The organism is Rhodococcus wratislaviensis (assembly GCF_041228765.1).
GTDB classification, from domain to species: domain Bacteria; phylum Actinomycetota; class Actinomycetes; order Mycobacteriales; family Mycobacteriaceae; genus Rhodococcus_F; species Rhodococcus_F wratislaviensis.
In genome coordinates this window covers 2205070-2224732 of record NZ_CP150488.1, presented here as the reverse complement: position 1 = coordinate 2224732, position 19663 = coordinate 2205070, and the positions used below count along the sequence as shown (strand labels likewise).

Genomic DNA, 19663 nt, shown 5'->3' with positions numbered 1-19663 from the left:
TCCGCCCATCCGGCGCAAAGTCAGCTCCGAATAACGGTTATGGAGAAAGGCTCACCCACCGCCCCGGCGTACGTGCTCGTACTGCCCGGCGGCAAACCACGCAGTCAGGCACCCTCGCGGTTCTGGCACCTGTCGAATCTGCGCATGACCTGGATGGCCTGGTCTCTGCGGTCCACGCTCGGGAGGCAGGGAATCGTCGTGGAGCGCCTGCAGTACCGGCTCCGCGGATGGAACGCCCCCGACGCCAGCCCCGTGCACGACGCCCGGGTCGCTCTCGAGCGGGCCCGACAGCGGTTCGGGGACGTCCCCGTCGCCGTCGTCGGGCATTCGATGGGCGGCCGCGTCGCCGCTCACCTCGCCGCCCTCGACAACGTCCGGGCGATCGCCGCGCTCGCACCCTGGTGGCCCGAGTCCGACGGCGAACTGGTGCCCGCCGACCGCAGTCTGATGGTCGCGCACGGAACCGCCGACCGCTGGACGAATTCCACCTCTTCCCGGGTCCAGACCGAGCAGGCGCTGGCTCGTGGGGTGAACGCGTCGTGGACTCCCCTGACGGGAGCCGGACACTTCATGCTCACCCGGCCTCGCCGGTGGCATCGCATCACCGCCGATTTCGTTCTCGACGCCTTCATTGCCGAAGGTGTCGTCGCCGCACCGACTGACCGGAAAGCAGGTCGCCATGCATGATTCGGAGAAGCTCGAACGCAGGAACGTCGCGGTGATCGGTAGCGGCGTCGCAGGGCTGACCGCCGCCTACGTTCTGTCCCGCCACGACCGTGTCACCCTCTACGAGGCCGATGCCCGTCTCGGCGGTCACGCCCACACCCACCACCTGACGCTCGACTCGGGCGCAGAAGTGGACGTCGACACGGGCTTCATCGTGCACAACGACCGCACCTACCCCACCCTGCTGCGCCTGTTCGCCGAACTCGACGTGGCCACCCAGGATTCGGACATGTCGATGTCGATCCGATCCGATGCGAGCGGGCTCGAATATGCAGGCGCGAAGGGGATCCGCGGGCTGTTCCCCACCGCGCGCACCCTGGCCCGGCCGCGGTACTGGCGGATGCTCGGCGAGGTCCTCCGGTTCCACCGTTGCGCCCGCACCGTGCTCGACGCTCCCGCCGACGACGTCGGCGCGCAGGAACCGCTGGGCGAGTTCCTGAGCCGCAACGGTTTCAGCCCGTACTTCGTCGAGCATTTCATGACTCCGCTCGTCGCGGCGGTGTGGTCGTGTGACGCCACGACGGCCGAGCACTACCCGGCCCGCTACCTGTTCACGTTTCTCGAGCACCACGGAATGCTCACCGTCTTCGGGTCACCCACCTGGCGCACCGTGACCGGCGGCTCCGCCCGCTACGTCGAGAAGGTGGCGGCACACCTCGACGAGATACTTCTCGACACCCCCGTCCAGCAGGTGGAACGCACCCCGGACGGCGGCGCGTGCATCGTCGACGCCCGCGGCGACGTGCGGTACTTCGACGCCGTGGTGGTGGCCGTTCACCCCCGTCAGGCGCTCGCCGTGCTCGGCGACGCCTCGGACCTCGAGACCGAGATCCTGGGTGATATGCCGTTCTCGGTGAATCACGCTCAGCTGCACACCGACGAGTCGCTGCTCCCCCGCGCGGAGAACGCCCGGGCCTCCTGGAACTACCTGACTCCCGCCGACGGCACGGACGCGACCGGCGTGATCGTCACCTACGACATGACCCGGCTCATGCGCCTGGATACCGTGCGCGACCGGCGGTTCCTCGTCACACTCGGCGGGAAGCACCTCGTCGACCCGTCGAAGGTCGTCACTGAGATGACGTACGAGCACCCCGTCTACACCCCCGATTCCGTGGCCGCGCAGTCGCGGTTGCACGAACTCGGTTCCGGCACCTTCGCTTTCGCGGGCGCCTACCACGGCTGGGGGTTCCACGAGGACGGGGCGCTCTCGGGTCTGCGCGCCGCCGAACGGATCGGCGGATCGTGGGACACGCACGCCGGACGACACCGCGAACGGGAGACGGTGTCGTGACCGCGCCGGCGATCTACTCGACGACGATCCGGCACGCACGCACCGAACCGGTCCGCAACAGTTTCGAATATTCGAGCTACAGCTGGTACGTCGACGTCGACGACCTTCCCGGCTGGCTCGGTCCGTTCGCCCGCTTCCGCGCCGAGGACCACTTCGAACCGGGCCCCGGCGCCGGCGCGGACACGCTGCGCGCCAGGGTGGATGCGTTCCTCGCCACCCACGGAGTCGACCTGCGCGGTGGCACGGTGACGGCGCTACTCAACGCGCGGGTGCTCGGCTACGTGTTCAACCCGCTCAGCGTGTACTGGTGCCACGACATCGACGGCGGCCTCCGCTGTGTGATCGCCGAGGTTCACAACACCTATGGTCAGCGGCACAGCTACCTGATCCGGCCCGACGGCAACGACCGCGCCGAGGTGGACAAGCAGTTCTACGTCTCACCGTTCAACGACGTGAGCGGCCGTTACGAGATGCGGTTTCCCGAGCCCGGCGACACGCTCTCCCTGAACGTGGTGCTCCACCGGGACGGGCACGCCCCGTTCACCGCGACGGTGCGGGGGACGCGGCAGCCGGCCACCCGCCGCACGGTCCTGAGAACTCAACTACGCACTCCCCTGGCACCTCTCGTGGTGTCGGCTCGCATTCGCATCCAGGGAATCACTTTGTGGGCCCGTGGACTCCCCGTCACGGCCCGGCCCGACGGCCGGCAGAAGGAGACAGTTCAGTGAGAAGGAACAAGGACACCGACATGGACGGATCGCCCGCCCTGAGTACCGCCGACCTCGCGTTCACCGGCGAGGATCCGCGGATCGACAACCGGATCTGGCCCGGGCTGGCCGACGTGCCGACCGGTGCGCGCGCCTCGGTGTCGGCGAAGGTCGCCGACCGCCTGTTCCGCCGCGCGGCCGCCGACCTCGACGTCCGCATCGAGTACCCCGACGGCACCCTGGTGGGGGCACGCCGGGAGCAGGAAATCCTGCCGCGCATGATCATCCGGAATCCCGACGCGTTCGCCCGGCGGGTCGGGACGAGCGGCCTCATCGGTTTCGGCGAGTCCTACATGGCCGGCGATTGGACGTCGCCGGATCTGGCCGCGGTGCTGAGCGTGTTCGCCTCACGGATGGCGACCCTCATTCCCCGCCCGCTGCAACGGTTGCGCGCACTCTACGTCGCCAAACACCCCGCCCAGGAACGCAACACCGAGCAGAACACCCGCTCCAACATCTCCCGGCACTACGACCTGTCCAACGAGATGTTCGAGACATTCCTCGACGAGACGCTGACGTACTCGAGCGCACTGTTCTCGTCGACCCCGACCCGCGTGGGGCAGGTCCGGGACGTGACGGTCCTGCGGGCACCCGTCCCACAGATCACCCCGAAGTGGGAGGACTTCGCGGACGCGCAGCGCCGCAAGATCGATCGGCTGCTCGACGAGGCCGGCGTCGGTGCGGGCACCAGGCTGCTCGAGGTCGGGACGGGCTGGGGAGAACTGTGCATCCGGGCGGCGGAACGCGGTGCCGTGGTCCGTTCGGTGACTCTGTCCAGCGAACAGCAGAGCCTGGCCCGTCTGCGCGTCGCCGAGGCCGGACACTCGGAGTCCGTGCAGATCGACCTGCTCGACTACCGCAACGTGGACGGCGAGTACGACGCCATCGTGTCCGTCGAGATGATCGAGGCCGTCGGACATCAGTACTGGGCCACCTACTTCCGGGTGCTCGACAAGCTTCTCGCACCGGGCGGAAAGGTTGCGCTGCAGGCGATCACCATGCCACATGATCGGATGCTGCAGACCCGCAACACCTACACCTGGGTGCACAAGTACATCTTCCCGGGCGGATTCCTCCCGTCGACCGAGGCGATCGAATCGATCACCGCCGAACACACCGCACTACGGGTGCGGGAACGCCTGAGCATGGGACAGCACTACGCGGAGACGCTGCGCCTGTGGAAGGAACGGTTCGCCGCGCACAGCGCGCAGGCCGAGGCACTCGGATTCGACGAGACGTTCCGCCGCATGTGGCATTTCTACCTCTGCTACTCGGAGGCCGGGTTCCGCTCCGGCTACATCGACGTCCAGCAGCTCGTCCTCGACAAGACGGGAGCATGACCGTGACCGTTGCCGCCGAACTCGACAGGGCGTTGCGTCCGCTCGTCCGCGGCGAACTGCCCGTGCATCTGACCGCGTGGGACGGCAGCACCGCAGGCCCGGTCACGGCGCCGAAGGTGGTGCTGCGCAGCCCGGACGCCCTGCGCCGATTGCTGTGGAACCCCGGGGAACTCGGGGCCGCGCAGGCTTACGTGACGGGTGAGATCGACGTCGAGGGCGACCTGGGCGAGGCCCTGGCACACGTGTGGGCGGTGGCCCGTGAGCGAGGGCTCGGCGGAGTCCGGCCGAGCCCGTCGACGGTTGCGAAGGTGCTGCGTGTCGCCGCGAAGCTGGGGGTCGCGGGCGGACCGCTCCCCGCGCCTGCCACGCAGGCGAACATCCGCGGCCGACTGCACAGCCTGCTGCGTGACCGCGCCGCGATCAGTCACCACTACGACCTGTCCAACGATTTCTACGCCCTGATCCTCGACCCGCAGATGGCCTACTCGTGCGCCTACTTCACCCGGAATGCGCCGGGAACGCCGCAGGATTCGGACTACGGACTCGAGGACGCCCAGCGGGACAAGCTCGACCTGGTGTGCCGCAAGATCGGACTCGAACCGGGCATGCGACTGCTCGACGTCGGTTGCGGCTGGGGATCGCTGAGCCTCCACGCCGCAGCCGCCTACGGCGCACAGGTGGTCGGTGTCACCATCTCCCGCGAGCAGAAGACGTTCATCGACAAGCGGATCGCCGAGCGAGGGTTGCAGGACCGCGTCGAGATCCGTCTGCAGGATTACCGCGAGGTCCCCGACGGCCCGTTCGACGCCGTCGCCTCCCTCGAAATGGGTGAGCACGTGGGCGAGAAGAACTACGCCCGGTACGCGCAGGCCCTCTACGACAACGCGAAGCCCGGTGCGCGGGTGCTGATCCAGCAGATGTCGCGCACCGGACGCCATCCCGGCGGCGGCCCGTTCATCGAGTCGTTCATAGCTCCCGACATGACCATGCGTCCCGTCGGTGAGAGCGTCGCGTACCTCGAACGAGCCGGGCTCGAGGTGCGCGACGTGCATGGTCTTCGCGAGCATTACGTCTGGACCGTCGACGCCTGGCTGGAGAAGTTCGAGTCCCGCTGGGACGACGTCGTCGAGATGGTCGGGCTCGAGATGGCCCGGGTATGGCGTCTGTATCTCGTCGGCGGCGGGATGAGCTTCGAGCAGGGCCGCATGGGTGTCGATCAGATCCTGGCCGTGAAGCCGACGGCCGCGGGTCGGTCGCTGATGCCTGCCGTGCGAGTCGACTCCGCGGGATCCGACGTGCTCCGATGAACGGATTCGACTGGTCGGACTTCGGCGCCGTCACCGCGGCGAGCGTACTGGTGCTCGCCGTCCTCCAGGCCGCGACGTTCCTCGTCGGCCGGCGGATCGGACGCTACAACGTCGTCGACGTGTCCTGGGGCCTCGGTTTCGTCCTGGTGGCGCTCGTGGCCGCAGTCATCGGCGACGGCGACACACTGCGCCGCTGGCTGGTGGTGGTGCTCGTCGCCGTGTGGGGTCTGCGACTGACCTGGCACATGTACGCCAAGTCCGCGGGCAAAGGCGAGGACCCGCGGTACGTGGAGATGCTCGACCGGGCCGGCGGCGACTCGCCCGGTGTCGTCGTCAGGAAGATCTTTCTCACCCAGGGACTCGCGCAGTGGTTCGTCTCGCTGCCGCTGCAGGTGTCGGCCGTCCTCGGTCCCGCATCCGGCCTCGGCACGATCGTCGGGTTGCTCGGAGTGCTCCTGTGGGTGGTCGGCGTCGTGTTCGAATCGGTCGGCGACCACCAGTTGAAGGCGTTCAAGGCGGACCCGTCCAACAAGGGCGAGATCATGGACGTCGGCCTGTGGGCGTGGACGCGGCACCCGAACTACTTCGGCGATTCCTGCGTGTGGTGGGGACTGTGGCTCATCGCGGCGAGCGTGTGGCCCGGCGCCGTCACCGTGCTGTCTCCCGTGGTCATGACGTACTTCCTGGTGTTCGCGACCGGGGCCAGGCTGCTCGAGAAGTCGATGTCGCAGCGTCCCGGCTACCCCGAATACCAGCAGCGAACCAGCTACTTCCTCCCCTTGCCGCCGAAGCGGTGAGCGCCATGCCGGCATCGCTCGCTCCCCGTCGGGTCCCATCGTGGCCACACCGGCCGCAACCTGCTATTAGGCTGTGGATCGATGAACGGAATGGGCCGATGACCGGTGTCGACAGGGACACGGAGAACGTGACGCTGACGGCGTTGCTGGCGCGTATCGCTCAGGGCGAGCGGGATGCCTTCAGCGACTTCTACGAACGCACCAGCGCGCGGGTGTACGGCATGGTGCTGCGGGTCCTGCGCGATCCCGGATACAGCGAGGAAACCACCCAAGAGGTGTACCTGCAGGTCTGGAACAACGCGGAGAAATTCGATCCGAAGCAGGGGTCGCCGCTGTCGTGGCTGATCACCCTCGCCCATCGCCGTGCCGTCGACCGGGTGCGGTCGGAGCAGTCCGGCACCGAACGGGAAGCCGCCTACGGCGCCTCGAGTTGGTACGGACCGTTCGACGCGGTGTCGGAAGAGGTCACCCGACGCGGCGACACCAGCGACGTCGTCGACTGCCTCGGCACGCTCACCGAAGTCCAGCAGAGAACCGTGGTCCTCGCCTATTACGGGGGGCTGACGTACCGAGAGGTGTCGGAACGGCTGTCGGTGGCGCTTCCCACGGTGAAATCACGAATTCGAGACGGATTGATCAGGCTCAAGCAATGTCTGGGGGTGCAGTTCGATGGATGAGTCCCAGCACGACATCCTCGACCTCGCTCAGGTGTACGCCCTCGACGCCGTCGACGATCAGCAGCGCCGCGAGATCGACACCGCGGTCCAGAGCGCACCGCCCGACGTCCGCCTCGACTTCGACACCGCCGTCCGCGGCGTGCACGAGACGATGGCCGCCCAGTCCGCGTCCACCGCGGTCGAGCCGCCCGACTACCTGCTCGGGCGCATCCTCGATGCGTTGCCCGGCACTGCCGCTGCGCCCGCACCGATAGCGCTGGACGAGGTTCGTGCGCGTAAGCGCAGGCGTCTGGTGGCGGCGCTGAGTGCGGCGGCCGCGGTGATCGTCCTCGCCGTGGGTGGCATCACCGTCGCTCAGCAGTTGCAGAGCGAGGACGGCCAACCCGTGCCCGCGCAGATCCTCGCGGCCGACGACGTCCGCACGGCGGTGGCACCGATTGCCGGTGGCGGTTCGGCCACCGTCGTGTACTCCAAGGACGTCGACGCCGGCGTGCTGGTGATGAACGACGTCCCACCGCCCGAGTCCGGTTCCGTCTATCAGATGTGGCTGCTCGGACCGTCGCACGAACCGGTGTCCGCCGGAATCATGGAAGCCGATGACGTGTCGCCGTCGACCACCGCGGTCGTGAACGACATCGACCAGTCCACGGCGCTCGGATTCAGTGTGGAACCGCCCGGCGGTTCCACCCAGCCGACCGGCGACATCTTCGCGACGGTGAATCTCGCCTGACACGTGAGTGGCGAAGTGTGCCGGGGCACGCTTCGCCACTCACGTGGGGGCTATCGGTCAGGCGTTGGCGGCTTTGTATTCGCGGCGGCGGCGGTGCAGGATCGGTTCGGTGTAGCCCGACGGCTGGTGGGTGCCGTCGAGGATGAGTTCCTTGGCGGCTTGGAAGGCGATGTTGGTGTCGAAGTCCGGGGCCAGCGGCCGGTAGGTGGGATCGCCCTGGTTCTGCCGGTCCACCACCGGGGCCATCCGTTGCAGCGACTGCACCACCCGGTCGGCGGTGACCACGCCGTGCCGGATCCAGTTCGCCAGCAGCTGGGAGGAGATGCGGAGGGTGGCCCGGTCCTCCATCAGGGCGACGTCGTGGATGTCGGGGACCTTGGAGCAGCCGACGCCGGCGTCGATCCACCGGACCACGTACCCGAGGATGGACTGGCAGTTGTTGTCGAGTTCTTCCTGCTTCTCGGCCTCGGACCAGTCGGTGTTCGGGGCGAGGGGGATGGTGAGGATCTCGTCGAGGGTGGCCCGCCGGGTGCCGGTCAGCCGGTTCTGGACGGCGACCACGTCGACCTGGTGGTAGTGGGTGGCGTGCAGGGTGGCCCCGGTCGGGGACGGCACCCACGCGGTGTTCGCGCCGGCCTTGGGGTGGCCGATCTTCTGCTCGAGCATCTCGGCCATCAGCTCGGTCATCGCCCACATGCCCTTGCCGATCTGCGCCCGCCCCTGCAACCCGCACGCCAGGCCGACGTCGACGTTCCAGTCCTCGTAGGCGGTGATCCAGGTCTGCTTCTTCATCTCGGCCTTGCGGATCATCGGCCCGGCCTCCATCGAGGTGTGGATCTCGTCGCCGGTGCGGTCGAGGAACCCGGTGTTGATGAACACCACCCGCTCCGACGCCTCCCGGATGCAGGCGGCGAGGTTGACGGTGGTGCGGCGTTCCTCGTCCATGATGCCGACCTTGAGGGTGTTGCCGGGCAATCCCAACACCTGCTCGACGCGGCCGAACAGTTCGGTGGTGAACGCGACCTCGTCGGGTCCGTGCTGCTTGGGTTTGACGATGTAGATCGACCCGGTGCGGGAGTTGACCAGCGGGCCGGTCGCCTCGGAGGTGCCGAGCCCGTGGACGGCGCACAGGGAGGTGATCAGGGCGTCGAGGATGCCCTCGGGGATTTCGGTGCCGTCCGGGTGCAGGATCGCCGGGGTGGTCATCAGATGGCCGACGTTGCGGACGAACAGCAGCGACCGCCCGTGCAGGGTCAGTTCGGACCCGTCCGGGGCGGTGTACACCCGGTCGGGGTTGAGGCGGCGGGTGAACGCCGTCCCGCCCTTGGTCATCTCCTCGGCCAGGTCGCCGCGGTTGAGTCCGAGCCAGTTGCGGTAGCCGATCACCTTGTCGTCGGCGTCGACGGCGGCGACGGAGTCCTCGAAGTCCATGATGGTGGTGACCGCGGACTCGAGCACCACATCCTTGACCCCGGCCGCGTCCGTCCGGCCGATCGGGGAGGTGGGGTCGATCTGGATTTCCGCGTGCAATCCGTGATTGCGCAGCAGCACACCGGTCGGGGCGTCGGGGGCGCCGAGGTAGCCGACGAACTTGCCCGGCTCGGCGAGGCCGGTGATGGTGCCGTCGGCGAGCTGCACCCGCAGGGTGGTGCCGTCGACGGTGTAGCGGGCGGCGTCGGCGTGCGACCCCTGCGCGAGGGGGGCGGCGGTGTCGAGGAACTGCCGGGCCCAGGCGATGACCTTGTCGCCGCGGACCTTGTTGTAGGTGTCGCCCGCCTCCGCGCCGCCGTCGTCGGGGATGGCGTTGGTGCCGTACAGGGCGTCGTACAGCGACCCCCAGCGGGCGTTGGAGGCGTTCAGCGCGAAGCGGGCGTTGAGGACCGGGACCACCAGCTGCGGGCCGGCGGTGGCGGTGATCTCGGTGTCCACGTTCGCCGTGGACACCGCGAACGGGGCCGGTTCGGGCACCAGGTACCCGATCTCGGTGAGGAACGCCGTGTACTCGGCCGGGTCGATCGCGGTGCCGGCCCGGTCCCGGTGCCAGGCGTCGATCCGGGCCTGCAGGTCGTCGCGGGTGGCGAGCAGCGCCTGGTTCTTCGGCGCCAGATCCCCGATCACCGTGGCCGCACCCGACCAGAACCCGTCCACCGACACCCCGGTCCCGGGCAGCGCCTCCTCGTTCACGAAGTCGTAGAGCACCTTCGCGACCTGCAGACCGCCGACCTCAACACGCTCAGTCATGAAATGACTCACCTTCCGCACTTGGCAAAACTTCCACGATGCGAAAACACAGTTTCGTATCTTGACATTAAGAAAACCGTGTCCATCGAGTTCTGTCAATAGCGGACGGGCGTACGGTTACAGCGTCACATCCGATCAGTGGTCTTCCTCGCCGATCCTGTGGACGTGGATCAGGTTGGTCGAGCCGACGGTGCCCGGAGGCGATCCCGCGACGATGACGACGAGGTCGCCCCGCTGGTACCGGCCCAGGCCGAGGAGCGCGTGGTCGACCTGGTGGATCATCTGGTCGGTCGATTCGACGGGGTCGACGAGGAACGTCTCGGTGCCCCACGTCAGCGCGAGTTGAGCGCGCACCGCCGGGAGCGGGGTGAACGCCAGCAACGGCAGCGGAGTGTGTAGCCGCGCGAGCCGCCGGACGGTGTCTCCGGATTGGGTGAACGCGACGAGTGCCGCCGCGCCCAATCGTTCCCCGATGTCGCGTGCCGCGTAGGACAGCACTCCGCCCTTCGTGCGGGGCACGTGCGCCAGCGGCGGAACGTGTGTGGACTTCTCCTCCACGGCACTGATGATGCGGCCCATGGTGCGGACCGTCTCCATCACGTGGTTCCCGACGGACGTTTCACCCGACAGCATGACGGCGTCGGCGCCGTCGAGGACGGCGTTGGCCACGTCGGACGCCTCGGCGCGGGTGGGCCGCGAGTTCTCGATCATCGACTCGAGCATCTGCGTCGCGACGATCACCGGCTTCGCGTTCTCGCGGGCGACCTGGATGGCCCGTTTCTGCGCGAGCGGCACCTGTTCGAGGGGAAGTTCGACGCCCAGATCGCCCCGGGCGACCATCACGGCGTCGAACGCCAGCACGATCGCCTCGAGGTTGTCGATCGCCTCCGGTTTCTCGAGCTTCGCGATCACGGGGACCCGGCGGCCGACCCGGTCCATCACGGCATGGACGAGTTCGATGTCTGCCGCCGATCGCACGAACGACAGGGCGATGAGGTCGACACCGAGACGCAGCGCGAACTCGAGATCGGCGATGTCCTTGTCCGACAGGGCGGGAACCGACACGTTCATCCCCGGCAGCGACACACCCTTGTTGTTGCTGACCGGGCCACCCTCGGTGACCCGGCACACGACGTCGTTGCCGTCGACGCCGGTGACGACCAATCCGATCTTGCCGTCGTCGACGAGCAACCGGTCACCGGGCGCGGCGTCCTCGGCCAGTTGCTTGTAGGTGGTCGACACACGGTCGTGGGTGCCGTCGCACTCGTCGACGGTGATCCGCACGACGTCGCCGTCCGACCAGACGGTGCTGCCTTCGGCGAAGCGCCCCAACCTGATCTTCGGGCCCTGGAGGTCGGCGAGTACACCGACCGCCCGGCCGGTGAGTTCGGACGCGTCCCGCACCCGGAGGTAGTTCTCCTCGTGGTCGGCGTGTTCGCCGTGGCTGAAGTTGAGCCGTGCGATGTCCATTCCGCAGTCGACGAGTTCGCGTATGCGGTCGCCGGTTGCCGTTGCAGGCCCGAGGGTGCACACGATCTTCGCGCGCCTCGCCGACGCGGGCGCCTCCCGGACGGGTGTGAGGAGTTGTTCGGAAACTGTTGCTGTCATCGGTTTTTCGATTCCGTTCTATGCACTGCCGGTGTCGGCGTAGGAGATGGCGGCGGCGCGGACGTCGTCGATGCGGTACCGGTTGGCGGCTTCGACGGCCTTGGAGCGGTCGAGGGTGCCTTCGCCGGCGAGGGCGGACAGCACGGCGACGACGATGGATTCGGCGTCGACGTTGAAGTACCGGCGGGCGGCGGGGCGGGTGTCGGAGAACCCGAACCCGTCGGTGCCGAGGGTGGTGTACGAGCCGGGGACCCACTGGCGGATCTGGTCGGCGACGGCGCGCATCCAGTCCGAGGCCGCCACGAACGGGCCGGCGGCATCGGACAACGCCTGCGTGACGTACGGCAGCGGGGCGTCGGTGCCGGGGTCGCGCAGCGCCTGCTGCTCCCGTTCGATGCCCTCGCGGCGCAGCTCACCCCAGGAGGTGACCGACCACACGTCCGCGGCCACACCCCAGTCCTCGGCGAGCAGCTGCTGGGCGCGCAGCCCCTCGGGCATGGTGACACCGGAGACCAGGATCTGGGCCCTAGGCGCGGAGCCTGCGGAGTGCCCATTTTCTGGCGCGGAGCCTGCGGAGTGCCCATTTTCTGGCGCGGAGCCGCCGGATGCCTCGGACTTCTTGAACAGGTACATGCCCTTGAGCAGGCCCTCGACGTTCAGGTCGGCGGGCTCGGCGGGCTGGGTGTAGGGCTCGTTGTAGAGGGTGATGTAGTAGAAGATGTCGTCGCCACCGAACCCGTCGACCCCCTCGGTGCCGCCGTACATCCGGCGCAGCCCGTCCTTGACGATGTGCGCGATCTCGTAGGAGAACGCCGGGTCGTAGGCGACGGCGGCCGGGTTCGTCGACGCCAGCAGCAGCGAGTGCCCGTCGGCGTGCTGGAGTCCCTCGCCGGTCAGGGTGGTGCGGCCGGCGGTGGCGCCGAGGACGAAGCCGCGGGCCATCTGATCCGCCGCCGCCCACAGGCCGTCGCCGGTGCGCTGGAACCCGAACATCGAGTAGAAGATGTACAGCGGGATCATCGGCTCACCGTGGGTGGCATAGGAGGTGCCGACCGCGGTGAACGAGGCGGTCGAGCCGGCCTCGTTGATGCCCTCGTGCAGGATCTGCCCGATCTCCGACTCCTTGTAGGCCAGCATCAGATCGGCGTCGACCGCGGTGTACAACTGCCCGTTGCGGTTGTAGATCTTCAGCGACGGGAACCAGGAGTCCATCCCGAAGGTGCGGGCCTCGTCCGGGATGATCGGCACGATCCGCTTGCCGATCTCCTTGTCCCGCAACAACTCCTTCATGATCCGCACCAACGCCATGGTGGTCGCGACCTGCTGCTTACCGGAGCCCTTGCGGACCACGTCGTAGGTCGAGTCCGCCGGCTGCGGCAACGGCGCCGGGCTGGTGCGGCGCTGCGGCAGGAACCCACCCAACGCCTTCCGCCGGTCGAGCATGTACCGGATTTCCGGGGCGTCCGTGCCGGGGTGGTAGTACGGCGGCATCTTCGGGTCCTTCTCCAACTCTTCGTCGGAGATCGGGATGCGCTGCAGGTCCCGGAAATTCTTCAGATCATCCAGGGTCAGCTTCTTCATCTGGTGGGTGGCGTTGCGGCCCTCGAAGTGCTTGCCCAGGGTGTAGCCCTTGATGGTGTGCGCCAGGATCACCGTCGGCTGCCCCTTGTGCGCCATCGCCGCCGCGTACGCGGCGTAGATCTTGCGGTAATCATGCCCGCCGCGCTTGAGGTTCCAGATGTCCTGATCGGACAGGTTCGCGACCAGTTCCTTCGTCCGCGGATCCCTCCCGAAGAAGTGCTCCCGCACGTACCCGCCGTCGTTGGCCTTATAGGTTTGGTAGTCGCCGTCCGGGGTGACGTTCATCAGGTTGACCAGGGCACCGTCCCGGTCCGCGTGCAACAACGCGTCCCACTCGCGGCCCCAGACCACCTTGATCACGTTCCAGCCGGCGCCGCGGAAGAACGACTCCAGCTCCTGGATGATCTTGCCGTTGCCGCGGACCGGGCCGTCGAGGCGCTGCAGGTTGCAGTTCACCACGAACGTCAAATTGTCCAGACCTTCGGTGGCCGCCACATGCGCCAGACCCCGCGATTCCGGTTCGTCCATCTCCCCGTCCCCGAGGAACGCCCACACATGCTGATCGGCGGTGTCCTTGATGCCGCGGTCGTGCAGGTAATGGTTGAACCGGGCCTGGTAGATCGCGTTCATCGGGCCCAACCCCATCGACACGGTCGGGAACTCCCAGAAATCCGGCAGCAGCCGGGGGTGCGGGTACGACGGCAACCCGCCGCCCTGATCGGCGTGCGAGTGCTCCTGCCGGAACCCGTCCATCCGCTCCGCCGGGATCCGCCCCTCCAAAAAGGCGCGGGCATAGATGCCCGGCGACGCGTGGCCCTGGATGAAGATCTGATCCCCACCACCGGGATGGTCCTTGCCGCGGAAGAAGTGGTTGAACCCCACCTCGTACAGCGCGGCCGACGACGCATACGTCGAGATGTGGCCACCGACCCCGACCCCCGGCCGTTGCGCACGGGTCACCATCACCGCCGCGTTCCACCGGATGAACGCCCGGTACCGGCGCTCGGTCTCCTCGTCGCCGGGGAACCACGGCTCGTTCTCCGTCGGGATGGTGTTCACATAATCGGTCGACGTCAACGCCGGCAAGGCGACGTGCTTCTCCCCGGCCCGCTCGAGCATCCGCAACATCAGATACCGGGCACGGGTCGGTCCGGACCGGTCCAACAGTCCGTCGAACGATTCCAACCACTCCGTGGTCTCGTCCGGGTCGATATCCGGCAGATAAGACGCAACACCCTCACGGATGACGCGAACCGAACCGGCGCGGCCGGGGTCTACGGAGGTCGTGGTCTGTTCGAGCAAAGGGATACTCCATCGTTGCGGGCGCGGGATAGGGCGCCGTGGTGGCCGTCCGGGGTGAGGACGACGCTGTGCGACTCACTGCACAGGTGACTACCGCGGTTTCGCGAGCGGCCATCCTGTGATCTGCTTGGGACGTGGGGGCGCGTAGGTGCGCACCTTCGAGGTCGAGAGTCCCAACCCTACAAGAGATTCCGCCAATTTGACAGCCGCACTGACGCCGTCGACCACCGGAACGCCGGTGCGCTCACGGATTCGGTCGTCGAGGCCGGCCATTCCGCCGCAGCCGAGGCAGATCACCTCGGCCTTGTCTTCGCGCACAGCAGCTTCGGCCTCGTCGACGATCGCCTCGATCGCGGCCTCGGGGTCGGATTCCAGCGCGAGGACGGGCAGACCGCTCGCGCGTACACTCGCGCACTTGGCGTCGAGGCCGGCGAGCCGGAGCCGGTCTTCGATGAGCGGTACGGTGCGGTCGAGGGTGGTGACCACGGAGTACTTGTGTCCCAGCATCATTGCGACACTGGCGGACGCCTCGGTGATGTCGACGACGGGTACGTCGAGCAGTTCCTGCAGGCCCTCCCGGCCGTGTTCGCCGTACCCGGCCTGGATCACCGCGTCGTACTGTTCCGGGTACGACCGCACCCGGTCCATCACCGCGATCGCGGCGAGGTAGCTTTCGAAGTTCCCTTCCACGGATTCCGCACCGATCTCCGGTGTGAGCCCGACGATCTCGGTACCGGGTGCCGCCACGGTCTCGGCCTGCTTGGCGATGGCGTCCGTGATGGACGTGGTGGTGTTGACGTTGACGACGAGAATACGCATCGAAAGCTCCTGTCAGTGGTCGCCGTGGCCGCTGTCCACGGCGATGGACTCGCCGGACACGTCCACGTACTGCCGGGTGCGGTCGCCGACGACCGCGTAGATTGCTGCCGCCAGGCCCGCTCCGATGAACCAGGAGAACGGGGCGACGAGATGGAAGGCCGGGACGACCGCGAACAAGGTGCTGACGAGCGCGGCGGGAACGAGGGCATAGATCGCCCGAAGGTTGAATCCCTTGCGGTAGTAGTAGGTTCCGGTCGGACTGTCCGAGTAGAGGGCGGGTACGTCGACCTTGGTGCGGCGGATGAACCAGTAGTCGACGAAGATGATGCCGAACAGCGGGCCGAGGACGGCACCGAGGCCACCGAGGAAGTAGTTGATCACCACCGGGCTGTCGTAGAGATTCCAGGGCAGCAGGACCACGCCGATGCAGGCGCTGATGATGCCGGCCTTGCGGAAGCTGATCTTCTCGGGGGCGAGGTTCGACAGCACGTACGACGGTGCCACGAAGTTCGCCATGACGTTGACGGCCATCGTCACGATCACGAGGGCGAGGCAGGCCAGCGACAGGAACAGGGTGTTCGGGATTGCCGCGACGATGTCGGTGGGGCTGTCGATGATCGTCCCGTCGATCTGGAACTGGGCGCCGCACAGAATGAACGCGATGACGGCGAACGCGAGGACGTTGACGAACAGACCCCAGAAGTTGCCGCGCACGACGGCGGTCTTCGACGGGGAGCGCCGTGAGAAGTCGCAGAAGTTGAGGATCAGGGTGCCGTAGATCGACATCCACAGGGCCGCCCCGGCGAAGACCTGCCGCCACATCTCCCCACCCGAGGCGGGCTGATCGGACGTCCACGCGATCGAGAAGTCGGTGCGGAACAGCATCCACAGGGCAAGCGAGCCGACCGTGACCAGGATCAGCGGACCGGCCAGGCTCTCGAATCGGCGCACGGCCTCCATCCCGTAGACGAGGACGACGATCTGGACCGCCCAGATCCCGATGAAGCAGATCCATCCGAGGCTGGAGAGTCCGAGGATCGAGTTCTGGTCGAAGCGGTCGAGCGACGGTGCCACGGCGACGAGGAAGATCCGGAAGACGATCGACGCGAGGTAGGTCTGGATTCCGAACCAGACGATCGCGATGACCGCGCGGACGATGGCGGGAATCTGGGCGCCGCGGATTCCGAAACTGATCCGGCTCATCACGGGGAAGGGCACGCCCGTCTTCTGGCCCATGAACCCGGCGTAGGTCATCGCGACGCACACGATGACCGCGCCGATCATGAGCGACAGGATCATGTGGCCGCCGCCCAGCCCGAGCGCGAACAGGCCGATGGCGAACGAGTAGTTGGCGATGTTGTGGACGTCGTTGGTCCACAGCGTGAAGATGCTGTAGCTACCCCAGCGGCGACCCGAGGCCTTCGTGGGTGCCAGGTCCAGGTTGTAGAGTGTGGTACTCGTCTCGGTCGCTGGCGGCGTCGGTGTCGCGACGGTGGTGGTGTGCCGCGAGACTGTGTCGTCTATGAGCATGTGCCTGTCCTTGCGTGGCGGCGAACGATATTCCGTATCACGGAAATCTTGTTCCATTGGTCCCTCCAAGTGTGAGCCAGGCAACACTGGCCGGTCAATGATTTCCGCAGGATATATCTTGGTGCCGCATCGCCCCGAACACGACAAACCCCCTGTAGCACTAGATATTTCGGATCCAGCACTACAGGGGGTGAGGTCGGGGCAGGGTCAGGCCAGTCCGCGGCTGAGCAGCCGTCCCCGGGGCGCCTCATCGAGGTCGATCCGCTTGCCGGCAAGCCAGGTACTGCGCACGACGCCGGCCAGGGCACGCCGGTCGTAGGCGGAGACGGGATTCTTGTGCTGCAGGGTTGCCACGTCGACGACGAACGCCTCCTCGGGCGCGAACACGGCGAAATCCGCCGCGTACCCCAGCGCGATGTGCCCTTTCGTGTTCAGCCCGACCTGCTCGGCCGGGTTCTCCGCCATCCACCGGACCACGTCGTTCAGGCTGTGCCCGCGACGTTTGGCCTCCGACCACACCGCGGACAGCGACACCTGCAGCGAGGCGATGCCGCCCCACGCGACACCGAAGTCGCCGATGTCGAATCTCTTGAGGTCGACCGTGCACGGGGAGTGGTCGGTGACGACGCAGTCGATCACGCCGTCGGCCAGGCCCTGCCACAGCAGCTCACGGTTCCCGGCTTCACGGATCGGCGGACAGCACTTGAATTGCGTTGCTCCCGAAGGTATCTCTTCGGATACGAACGACAGATAGTGCGGGCACGTCTCCACGGTGAGCTTCACGCCGTCCTTGCGGGCCGACGCGATCATCGGCAACGCATCGGAGCTCGACAGGTGCAGGATGTGCACCCGGCACCCGGTCCACCGGGCCAGCTCGATAACCTCTGCGATGGCGAGATTCTCGGCACCGCGCGGCCGCGAGTCGAGGAAGTCCGCGTAGTTCTCGCCGCCGGGTGACGTCGCGCGGTCGATCGCGTGCGCGTCTTCGGCGTGCACGATCATCATCGCGCCGAAGCCCGCTATCTCCTTCAGCGCCAGTTCGAGCTCGGCCGGATCCAGCGGCGGAAACTCGTCGACGCCGGAATGCAGCAGGAAGCATTTGAATCCGAACACGCCCGCGTCGTGCAGGGCTCGCAGGTCCGGGACGTTGCCGGGTACGGCGCCGCCCCAGAACCCGACGTCGACGTACGCCTGATCGGCGGCGACCCGGCGTTTCACGTCCAGTGCCGCGACGTCGACGGTCGGCGGGATGCTGTTGAGCGGCATGTCGACGATCGTGGTCACCCCGCCGGCGGCCGCGGCCCGGGTCGCGCTCGCGAACCCCTCCCACTCGGTGCGGCCCGGTTCGTTGACGTGCACGTGCGTGTCGACGAGACCGGGGATCAGCACCTCGTCGTCGCCCAGCTCGACGACGACCTCGGCGTCGAGCTGGGCGCCGAACGGTTCGATGACGACGATCCGGCCGTCCCGCACACCCACGCAGCGGGCGACCTCCCCGGCCGCGGTGATCACCCGCGGGGCACGGAACAGCAGGTCGAGCCGGTCAGACATCGTCTTCACGCCCCACACCCGCGGCGCCGCGCACCGCGGCCGCCACGGCCGGGGCGACTGCGGCATCGAACACACTCGGCACGATGTACGTGGGATTGAGTTCCGACGGAGACACCGAATCGGAGATCGCGCGGGCGGCGGCGATGAGCATGTCGTCGGTGATCTCGACGGCGTGCGCGTCGAGCAGACCCCGGAACACGCCCGGGAACGCGAGCACGTTGTTGATCTGGTTCGGGAAGTCGGAGCGCCCGGTCGCGACGACCGCCGCGTGCCTGCCTGCCGCGACCGGATCGACCTCGGGCACGGGGTTGGCCAGTGCGAACACGATCGAGTCGGGACCCATCGTTTCGATGTCGTCGCCGGTCAGGATGTCCGGCGCCGAGACACCGATGAACACGTCCGCGCCGACCAGTGCGTCCCGCAGCGATCCGGACCGCGCGTCCGGGTTGGTGTTGTTCGCGATCCAGGACCGGAACGAGTCGGACGTGTCGTCGGGCGAGAGGATTCCGTTCCGCCCGCACGCCACGATGTTCGTCGCACCCTGCGCGACCAGCAGCCGGATGATCGCGTGTCCGGCGGCTCCGACACCCGAGACCACCATCTTCACCGTGTCGAGGCTCTTCTCGACCACCCGCAGCGCGTTGGTGAGTGCGGCGAGAACCACGATGGCGGTGCCGTGCTGATCGTCGTGGAACACCGGGATGTCCAGCATGCCGCGGAGCCGTGCCTCGATCTCGAAGCAGCGGGGGGCGGAGATGTCCTCGAGGTTGATTCCGCCGTACACCGGTGCGAGGGCCCGGACGATCTCGACGATCGCGTCCGTGTCCTGGGTGTCCAGGCAGACCGGCCACGCGTCGACGTCGGCGAACTGCTTGAACAGTGCCGCCTTGCCCTCCATCACGGGAATCGACGCGGCGGCACCGATGTTGCCCAGCCCCAGCACGGCCGAGCCGTCGGTGACGACCGCGACGGTGTTGCGCTTGATCGTCAGCCGCCGCACGTCCTCGGGGTTCTCCGCGATGGCGGTGCAGACCCGGGCGACACCGGGCGTGTACGCGCGGGACAGGTCGTCGCGGTGCTTGAGCGGAACCTTCGGCACCACTTCGAGTTTCCCGCCGAGGTGGAGCAGGAACGTGCGGTCACTGACCTTGCCCACCACGACGCCGGGCACGTCGGCGATTGCCGATGCGATCTGCTCGGCGTGCTCGACGTCGGAGGCGTCGCACGTCACGTCGATGACCATGTGGTCGGGGTGGCTCTCCACCACGTCCAACGCGGTCATGGCGCCTTTCACGGAGGCCACCGCCCCCGCGAGAGTCGAAGTGGTGCCTGCCCCGACCGGGGCCGTGACGCGAACGGTGATGGAGTAACCGGGACTGGGATTGGGCATGCG

Annotated in this window: 15 protein-coding genes; 8 read left to right on the top strand and 7 right to left on the bottom strand. The window is 67.6% G+C overall.

Going from position 1 to position 19663, the window contains the following annotated elements:
- Nucleotides 1-39: 39 nt before the first annotated feature.
- From WKC72_RS09995 to WKC72_RS09960, 8 genes are all read left to right on the top strand, one after another.
- The gene (locus WKC72_RS09995; protein ID WP_037226062.1) at nucleotides 40-687 is read left to right on the top strand and encodes a S9 family peptidase; all 648 of its coding nucleotides are present in this window, start codon (nucleotides 40-42) and stop codon (nucleotides 685-687) included.
- On the top strand, nucleotides 680-2020 hold the full coding sequence (locus tag WKC72_RS09990) for an NAD(P)/FAD-dependent oxidoreductase (protein ID WP_370182440.1): 1341 nt from the start codon (nucleotides 680-682) through the stop codon (nucleotides 2018-2020). The genes WKC72_RS09995 and WKC72_RS09990 overlap by 8 nt, the downstream gene beginning before the upstream one ends.
- Entirely contained in the window at nucleotides 2017-2748 is a 732-nt protein-coding gene (locus tag WKC72_RS09985; RefSeq protein WP_370182439.1) for a DUF1365 domain-containing protein, read from the top strand. The genes WKC72_RS09990 and WKC72_RS09985 overlap by 4 nt, the downstream gene beginning before the upstream one ends.
- Nucleotides 2745-4127, top strand: coding sequence for a class I SAM-dependent methyltransferase (locus WKC72_RS09980; RefSeq protein WP_037226065.1), 1383 nt, complete (start codon nucleotides 2745-2747; stop codon nucleotides 4125-4127). Before WKC72_RS09985 ends, WKC72_RS09980 begins: the two co-directional genes overlap by 4 nt.
- Nucleotides 4124-5434 (top strand): class I SAM-dependent methyltransferase, encoded by a 1311-nt coding sequence (locus WKC72_RS09975; protein ID WP_370182438.1) that lies wholly within the window; start codon nucleotides 4124-4126, stop codon nucleotides 5432-5434. The genes WKC72_RS09980 and WKC72_RS09975 overlap by 4 nt, the downstream gene beginning before the upstream one ends.
- Nucleotides 5431-6231 carry a DUF1295 domain-containing protein gene (locus tag WKC72_RS09970; RefSeq protein ID WP_370182437.1) on the top strand — a complete coding sequence of 267 codons (801 nt, stop codon included), beginning with the start codon at nucleotides 5431-5433 and terminating at the stop codon, nucleotides 6229-6231. Before WKC72_RS09975 ends, WKC72_RS09970 begins: the two co-directional genes overlap by 4 nt.
- 98 nt (nucleotides 6232-6329) lie before the next feature.
- On the top strand, nucleotides 6330-6908 hold the full coding sequence (locus WKC72_RS09965; RefSeq protein WP_005259110.1) for a sigma-70 family RNA polymerase sigma factor: 579 nt from the start codon (nucleotides 6330-6332) through the stop codon (nucleotides 6906-6908).
- Nucleotides 6901-7638 (top strand): anti-sigma factor domain-containing protein, encoded by a 738-nt coding sequence (locus tag WKC72_RS09960; RefSeq protein WP_370182436.1) that lies wholly within the window; start codon nucleotides 6901-6903, stop codon nucleotides 7636-7638. The genes WKC72_RS09965 and WKC72_RS09960 overlap by 8 nt, the downstream gene beginning before the upstream one ends.
- A 57-nt stretch (nucleotides 7639-7695) precedes the next feature.
- On the opposite strand, the gene WKC72_RS09955 is transcribed toward WKC72_RS09960, so the two are convergent.
- From WKC72_RS09955 to WKC72_RS09925, 7 genes are all read right to left on the bottom strand, one after another.
- Nucleotides 7696-9879: a malate synthase G gene (locus WKC72_RS09955; protein ID WP_370182435.1), complete on the bottom strand. Its 2184-nt coding sequence runs from the start codon at nucleotides 9877-9879 to the stop codon at nucleotides 7696-7698.
- A 135-nt stretch (nucleotides 9880-10014) separates the two neighbouring features.
- Nucleotides 10015-11487 (bottom strand): pyruvate kinase, encoded by a 1473-nt coding sequence (pyk, locus tag WKC72_RS09950; RefSeq protein ID WP_370182434.1) that lies wholly within the window; start codon nucleotides 11485-11487, stop codon nucleotides 10015-10017.
- An 18-nt stretch (nucleotides 11488-11505) separates the two neighbouring features.
- Entirely contained in the window at nucleotides 11506-14376 is a 2871-nt protein-coding gene (gene aceE, locus WKC72_RS09945; RefSeq protein ID WP_370184320.1) for a pyruvate dehydrogenase (acetyl-transferring), homodimeric type, read from the bottom strand.
- A gap of 84 nt (nucleotides 14377-14460) precedes the next feature.
- The gene (locus WKC72_RS09940; RefSeq protein WP_112300136.1) at nucleotides 14461-15189 is read right to left on the bottom strand and encodes an aspartate/glutamate racemase family protein; all 729 of its coding nucleotides are present in this window, start codon (nucleotides 15187-15189) and stop codon (nucleotides 14461-14463) included.
- A 12-nt stretch (nucleotides 15190-15201) separates the two neighbouring features.
- Nucleotides 15202-16719 (bottom strand): NCS1 family nucleobase:cation symporter-1, encoded by a 1518-nt coding sequence (locus WKC72_RS09935; protein ID WP_370182433.1) that lies wholly within the window; start codon nucleotides 16717-16719, stop codon nucleotides 15202-15204.
- A 207-nt stretch (nucleotides 16720-16926) separates the two neighbouring features.
- A complete protein-coding gene (gene allB / locus WKC72_RS09930; RefSeq protein ID WP_370184317.1) occupies nucleotides 16927-18270 on the bottom strand; it encodes an allantoinase AllB in 1344 nt (447 codons plus the stop codon).
- Nucleotides 18263-19660, bottom strand: a complete 1398-nt coding sequence (locus WKC72_RS09925) for an NAD-dependent malic enzyme (RefSeq protein ID WP_370182432.1) — start codon at nucleotides 19658-19660, stop codon at nucleotides 18263-18265. Before WKC72_RS09925 ends, allB begins: the two co-directional genes overlap by 8 nt.
- Nucleotides 19661-19663: the final 3 nt, after the last annotated feature.

Coding starts and splice junctions, on each gene's coding strand:
- WKC72_RS09995 (WP_037226062.1), top strand. CDS start 40: ATGGAGAAAGGCTCACCCACCGCCCCGGCGTACGTGCTCGTACTGCCC.
- WKC72_RS09990 (WP_370182440.1), top strand. CDS start 680: ATGCATGATTCGGAGAAGCTCGAACGCAGGAACGTCGCGGTGATCGGT.
- WKC72_RS09975 (WP_370182438.1), top strand. CDS start 4,124: ATGACCGTGACCGTTGCCGCCGAACTCGACAGGGCGTTGCGTCCGCTC.
- WKC72_RS09970 (WP_370182437.1), top strand. CDS start 5,431: ATGAACGGATTCGACTGGTCGGACTTCGGCGCCGTCACCGCGGCGAGC.
- WKC72_RS09965 (WP_005259110.1), top strand. CDS start 6,330: ATGACCGGTGTCGACAGGGACACGGAGAACGTGACGCTGACGGCGTTG.
- WKC72_RS09960 (WP_370182436.1), top strand. CDS start 6,901: ATGGATGAGTCCCAGCACGACATCCTCGACCTCGCTCAGGTGTACGCC.
- WKC72_RS09955 (WP_370182435.1), bottom strand. CDS start 9,879: ATGACTGAGCGTGTTGAGGTCGGCGGTCTGCAGGTCGCGAAGGTGCTC.
- pyk (WP_370182434.1), bottom strand. CDS start 11,487: ATGACAGCAACAGTTTCCGAACAACTCCTCACACCCGTCCGGGAGGCG.
- WKC72_RS09940 (WP_112300136.1), bottom strand. CDS start 15,189: ATGCGTATTCTCGTCGTCAACGTCAACACCACCACGTCCATCACGGAC.
- WKC72_RS09935 (WP_370182433.1), bottom strand. CDS start 16,719: ATGCTCATAGACGACACAGTCTCGCGGCACACCACCACCGTCGCGACA.
- allB (WP_370184317.1), bottom strand. CDS start 18,270: ATGTCTGACCGGCTCGACCTGCTGTTCCGTGCCCCGCGGGTGATCACC.
- WKC72_RS09925 (WP_370182432.1), bottom strand. CDS start 19,660: ATGCCCAATCCCAGTCCCGGTTACTCCATCACCGTTCGCGTCACGGCC.